At 45.0% G+C, this 5349-nt stretch carries 4 protein-coding genes; 2 read left to right on the top strand and 2 right to left on the bottom strand.

Features of this window, described 5'->3' with window-relative positions; genetic code table 11:
• Window positions 1–368 precede the first annotated feature (368 nt).
• A complete protein-coding gene (locus JGK14_RS33385) occupies window positions 369–512 on the top strand; it encodes a hypothetical protein (protein WP_293182746.1) in 144 nt (47 codons plus the stop codon).
• Window positions 513–1979: 1467 nt separating this feature from the next.
• Here the strand turns inward: JGK14_RS33385 and JGK14_RS33380 are convergent.
• A complete protein-coding gene (locus JGK14_RS33380) occupies window positions 1980–2876 on the bottom strand; it encodes an aspartoacylase (RefSeq protein ID WP_325315985.1) in 897 nt (298 codons plus the stop codon).
• Between the two features lie 202 nt (window positions 2877–3078).
• On the opposite strand from JGK14_RS33380, the gene JGK14_RS33375 reads away from it, so the two are divergent.
• Window positions 3079–4029, top strand: coding sequence for a LysR family transcriptional regulator (locus JGK14_RS33375; protein WP_325315984.1), 951 nt, complete (start codon window positions 3079–3081; stop codon window positions 4027–4029).
• 66 nt (window positions 4030–4095) lie between these two features.
• Here JGK14_RS33375 and JGK14_RS33370 read toward each other — a convergent pair.
• Window positions 4096–5349, bottom strand: a 1254-nt coding sequence (locus tag JGK14_RS33370; RefSeq protein WP_325315983.1) for a calcium-binding protein, incomplete at its 5' end; no start/stop codon positions are given.

The raw sequence follows: 5349 nt of genomic DNA, 5'->3' as shown, positions 1-5349 counted from the left end.
TAGACTGACATTCCGGGCATTGCATAATATTCCTTTTAAATGTGTGTGATTTGTGACGCTCCGACGACCATTTCATCATACCCTAGTTCAGCAACGCCATTAACCGAAATTAACCGAGAAAAAATCCCAGCACTTTACTCGTTAAAACCTGGATACAGTCCAATAAGCTTGGGTTAAGCTTTTTTGATGATTGCGCTGCCCAGAGATCGATCGCAGTGTATCTTTTTCACATCCTTGTTATCCGCAAGACAGTCTTATCCCAAGCGTGTTGTCTTATATACAAGATTCGCCAGTGGGGACAGCACTACCGATTTTTTTGCTAACCAGATCTCTAAACAGAGAAGAAATCTCCAGGGGCGATCGCCTGATTGCCTGCTGAGTCTACAGAAACGCGAGTAATTGCCATAAATCCCCAAGCTAAAAATACCAGTTTAATTGACAGGTATTTGGTCGATCGGGCTCCCAAAGCCTCCCAGAAGACAGATTCGTGGGGTTGTAGGGCGATCGGCTAATAGACTTCTTGCAAAAATATTTAGGACGGGCTAGAAGCCCATCCCACAAAAATCTTTTTTCTTGTGGGATGGGCTTCTAGCCCGTCCCAAAATTTGATTAATAAGGACTTTTGCAATCTTGTCTAATGTTTCGGAATAGTTGCTGCTGTGGTTTCTAGACTGTTATCCCATTTGGGTTGGCTGTTGTTGTCAAAATGTACTCAACTTGCTAACAACCTGCTATACTCATACTATAACCTACATATGTACATTAAATATTGACTATCAGGTGGGAATAAACAGCTAGTTTGATAGAAGCCTGATAGAAATTTAAGCCCTTACAGAACGTTGAAAACTGAATATGCAAGCAAAAAGCAACCACGTCCCTGAGACCATAGGAATTCAATAAAGAATGGTATTAAGTACGTCTACCCTGGTATTGTTTCGGGATTGGCTGATTCTGGCGCGATAAGTTCTCGCTTATCTATCTACCATACCCGCCATACGTTCATCACCCTACAAGCCCACGCTGGCACTGACTTACTTCTGTTAGCTACCGCCTGCGGTAACAGCGTAGAGGTCATCCAACGCCATTACCTAGGGATTGACACAACGGTTCAACTAACTGACATCTAACCCCCCCCAATCCAGCCCGCCCTAATAAGGCGGGTTTTTTATTGTCTATATTCCCATTCGATAGTCCATATGTAATCTGCATATGGGGTTTTCACCCTGAATAAACAGCCAAAACAAACCTACCTACCGCTTCCTGTAGTACACATTCCCCGCAGTAATACAAAATCATTCATTTCCGATAGCATCTCGCGTTTATTAGCCCCGGAAAAGGGTAAAAACAGCCCCTTAAAGCCCGATTACATCGCCAACATACTTGGGGGGGGGGATTTGCTCACTACCTCTCACCCTACCTACCCACCATCTACCCACACCTTTTTGCCTACATTTACCTAATACTTATTGACTTGAAGTTAATTAACATTATTACACAGGCGAGATGATACGTCACTTCATAAATTCATTGTTTGAATTCATAAAAGTCATAACCCTAATGTCATAAAAGTCATATTTTGAATCATTGGGGAGTTATATCTATCATGCCCGATCGAAAGATGAGGTATGTAGTTGGGCTTTAGCCCTCTTAGTTTCGTCGTTATATAAGCTTTCAGTCATACCTCATATTTTTGAGAAAGGCTGTCTATCATGTCCGCTCGAATTACCTTAGTAAGATTGGTTCGATAGTTGGAAATTCTGTCCTGGGATGGATGCGGACTGAAGTCCTCACTACAAACCTTAGTAAGATTGGTTCGATAGTTGGAAATTCTGTCCTGGGATGGATGCGGACTGAAGTCCTCACTACAAACCTTAGTAAGATTGGTTCAATAGTTGGAAATTCTGTCCTGGGATGGATGCGGACTGAAGTCCTCACTACAAACCTTTTTTGTTTCTGGTAATTGACGATGGGATAGGATTTTATGCAGTTTTAAGCTGAAGCTGTTGTTTTTTAGTCAAAAGCATCGCTATGTGCTTTTCATAATAAGCAGCTTCGTTAATGAATACAGGGAAAACTGTAGATTCTCCTTGATAGGGGAGCGATTCTCCCGTAAATGTGAGAAACATCGGTTCACCGGGATGTAAGGGTTCGTAATCTTTAAACTGAAGTTGGGGATGGATAGTGGCTTGCATTTCACCTACAGCATTTCTCGGGTAGTCTACGGAAACGATCGCCTGATATGCAGTTAAATGTGATGGTATAACTAGCGGATTGCCCAGATTTGTGGCATCGAGATAATCTACAATGGTGCGAACCAGCCTTTCGGTTTGCTGAAACAGATGGGCGTTAACGACTCCCTGGGCGATGGGCCCAACTTCTATCGTGCAACCAAAAGCAGATAGCGATCGCAACATTGGCGAATCCTGACCATCCTCATCTCGGAAACAAACTCGAACTGAGCGATCGAGTTCGCTTAAATAGGCTAATAATTGTAAATTGAATGGATGTTTGCTAGACGGTAAAATTGTCAGCCCCATGTTCGCCGTTGTGCTGTGGAGGTCGATAATGAAATCAGCCCCGTTTTGGTCTTTAGGACATAGTTGGGCGGAGATTTCCTTAGCGCGTGTGTCCTCGTAACCCGTCAAGTCTGGGTTAGCCAAATCTGCGCGGCTAAAGCAACGGTTCAAATCGCGATCGACATAACGCCGATTCAGCGCCACCGCTTTCGGGTTGGCTAATAAGGCAACTGTCTCAAAGGTCGATCGTTTCAGCAAGTCTGGGAATTGTTGAAACTTCTTAATCAGGTAAACTCCTGTTAACTCATTTCCGTGGGTTCCTCCGACAACTGCAACTCGTCGAATTACGTGCGACAACATAAATAATCCTCGTTTTGTGATAATTAAAATCGTAATTGCTCGCCAAATTTTCTAACTATTACTTCCAAAATAAACAAGTTATTATTAGATGTCAAATACTTTTTTTAATATAAGAATATACTCAAGAAGTATGGCAGTATCTACTCAATAACCGCTATAGTAATTATTCATTTCCAAGTTTAAAGTTTAACATCTAAAATCTATGGAACTTCGCCATCTCCGTTACTTCATTGCAGTGGCAGACGAACTGAGCTTTACCAATGCGGCAAAGCGATTGCACATTTCGCAACCGCCCCTAAGCAACCAAATTAAAGATTTGGAGACTGAATTGGGCGTGCAACTATTCGATCGCAAAAGTCACCCAATTGGGCTAACTCCAGCAGGACAGGCGTTTTTAGAAGAATCTCGTGCAACTCTGGCACTGTTAGAACAAGGGGTACATAAAACCCAGCGCATTCATCAAGGTGAATTGGGTCACTTGACGGTGAGTTTTACGAGTTCGATCGCGAATGGTGTCTTTCCAGAGATGCTGCGAACGTTTCGACAGCGATATCCAGAGGTAAAACTGATTTTACAGGAAGAAAATAGTGCTTTTCTAATTCAGAGATTGCGCGATCGCCAAACTGATATCATTTTTCTGTATCTCTACCACGAAATCTCGGAAGACAATGATTTAGAAACGATGTCTATCACGGAAGAACCACTTGTCGCCGTTTTACCTAAAAACCATCCGCTGGCAGCCAAATCCCAAATTTCGCTTGCTGACGTAAAAAATGAAGAATTTGTCATGCCCCTGCATCAAGTTGTGGCGGGTTTGTCTGAACAAATTTACCATCTATGTTCGCAAGCAGGATTTGTGCCGAAAGTTGTTCAAACAGCCGTCTTTATGGTCACGATTTTGGGGTTGGTTGCAGGCGAAACTGGTATTAGCATTCTGCCATCTCACGTCCAGAATCTTCAACGCAAAGGAGTGGTCTATCGTCCGATTCTGGAACAAACGACAACCACTAACTTAACTGCGGTTTGGCGACAGAATGATTCATCGACTATTTTGCAGCAATTTCTGGAGATTATTAAAAGCCTCTCAATTTATCAGCCGGAAACATCGATTATTTCAGCGTCAGAAGTAGAAGTAGAAGTAGAAGTAGGGTAGCCTCTAAAATCTAAAATCTAAAATCTAAAATCTAAAATCGATTGACGCACCCTACGGCTAATTTTATCACCCAAACAGGATAAAATCACTGCGATCGATCGCACTACCAGCCACTTTATTCACAGTAGCCAACAGTTGGCCGTTCGCAGAAATCGCGATCGCACCTGCATTAGGGCTTTGGGTAATAGTGAGTTGAGCAAAAGTTAAACCGCCCGCTAACACTAGCAAATCTTCACCTTTAGTGAAATCAGCAATGACATCGCTGCCTTCACCTGCGGTTAAAATAAAGCGATCGCGCCCAACACCACCACTGAGAATATCGTTACCTAAACCCCCAGTCAAAGTATCATCACCCTTACCGCCGTACAGAGTATCATTGCCGTCATCACCGCAGAGGTTGTCATTACCGCCGTTACCAAACAGCAAATCGTTACCCGCACCGCCACAGAGGGAATCTGGAGATCCGTTTAAGTCGATCGCGCGATCGCCGAAAATAGTATCGTCCCCATCGGCGCCGCAAATGCTATCAGTACCGCGATCGCCCAGCAGCAGATCGTTGCCCGTACCCCCCACCAGAACATCATCGCCCTTACCGCCGTTCAGCGTATCGTTGCCCTCTCCACCGCCCAGAGTATCCGCAGCATCTCCTCCATTCAAGAAGTCGTTACCAGCACCGCCAAACAGCAAATCGCGTCCGGTAGAGTCCGGGCTAGACGGGTCAAAACTGCCTCCAAACAAGCAGTCGTTACCCTCAGCCCCCACCAGAGTGTCGTTTCCCTTGTCACCCCAAATCAAGTCATCGTCTTTGCCACCGATCGCCACATCATCGCCTTTACCACCGAAAATGAGATCGTCGCCGGCATCCCCGTTGAGGTAATCATTACCTCTGCCGCCAAATAACAAGTCTTTGTCTGCATTCGGGCCAAGAGGGATATTGCTGGGCCGCCCGCCATAAATATTGTCGTTACCGCTTCCGCCCAGCAGAATGTCGTTCCCGTTGAAACCGTTGATAGCGTCGTTGAGATTGCTACCGATGAGGAAATCGTTGCCCTCAGTGCCGTTGAAAGTGCGATCGACTGAATTCGGCCCTGGAATTGAATCGATCGCAGGTAAGGTAATTTCGTCGCAAATGCGATCGTCGGCATTACCGCCACCAATGCTGTCAGAGTCAACAGGATTTGGAGTCGGAGTCGGAGTTGTCGCCGGAGTTGGACTTTCCGCCGGAGTTGTTACCGGAGTCGGAGTTGTTACCGGAGTCGGAGTTGTTACCGGAGTCGGAGTTGTTACCGGAGTCGGAGTTGTTACCGGAGTCGGAGTTGT

This window comes from Microcoleus sp. PH2017_28_MFU_U_A, from assembly GCF_020738035.1.
GTDB lineage: Bacteria > Cyanobacteriota > Cyanobacteriia > Cyanobacteriales > Microcoleaceae > Microcoleus.
Note: the sequence above shows the minus strand (reverse complement) of the source record. Positions and strands in the feature narration are given on the sequence as shown.

Coding starts and splice junctions, on each gene's coding strand:
- JGK14_RS33375 (WP_325315984.1), top strand. CDS start 3,079: ATGGAACTTCGCCATCTCCGTTACTTCATTGCAGTGGCAGACGAACTG.
- JGK14_RS33380 (WP_325315985.1), bottom strand. CDS start 2,876: ATGTTGTCGCACGTAATTCGACGAGTTGCAGTTGTCGGAGGAACCCAC.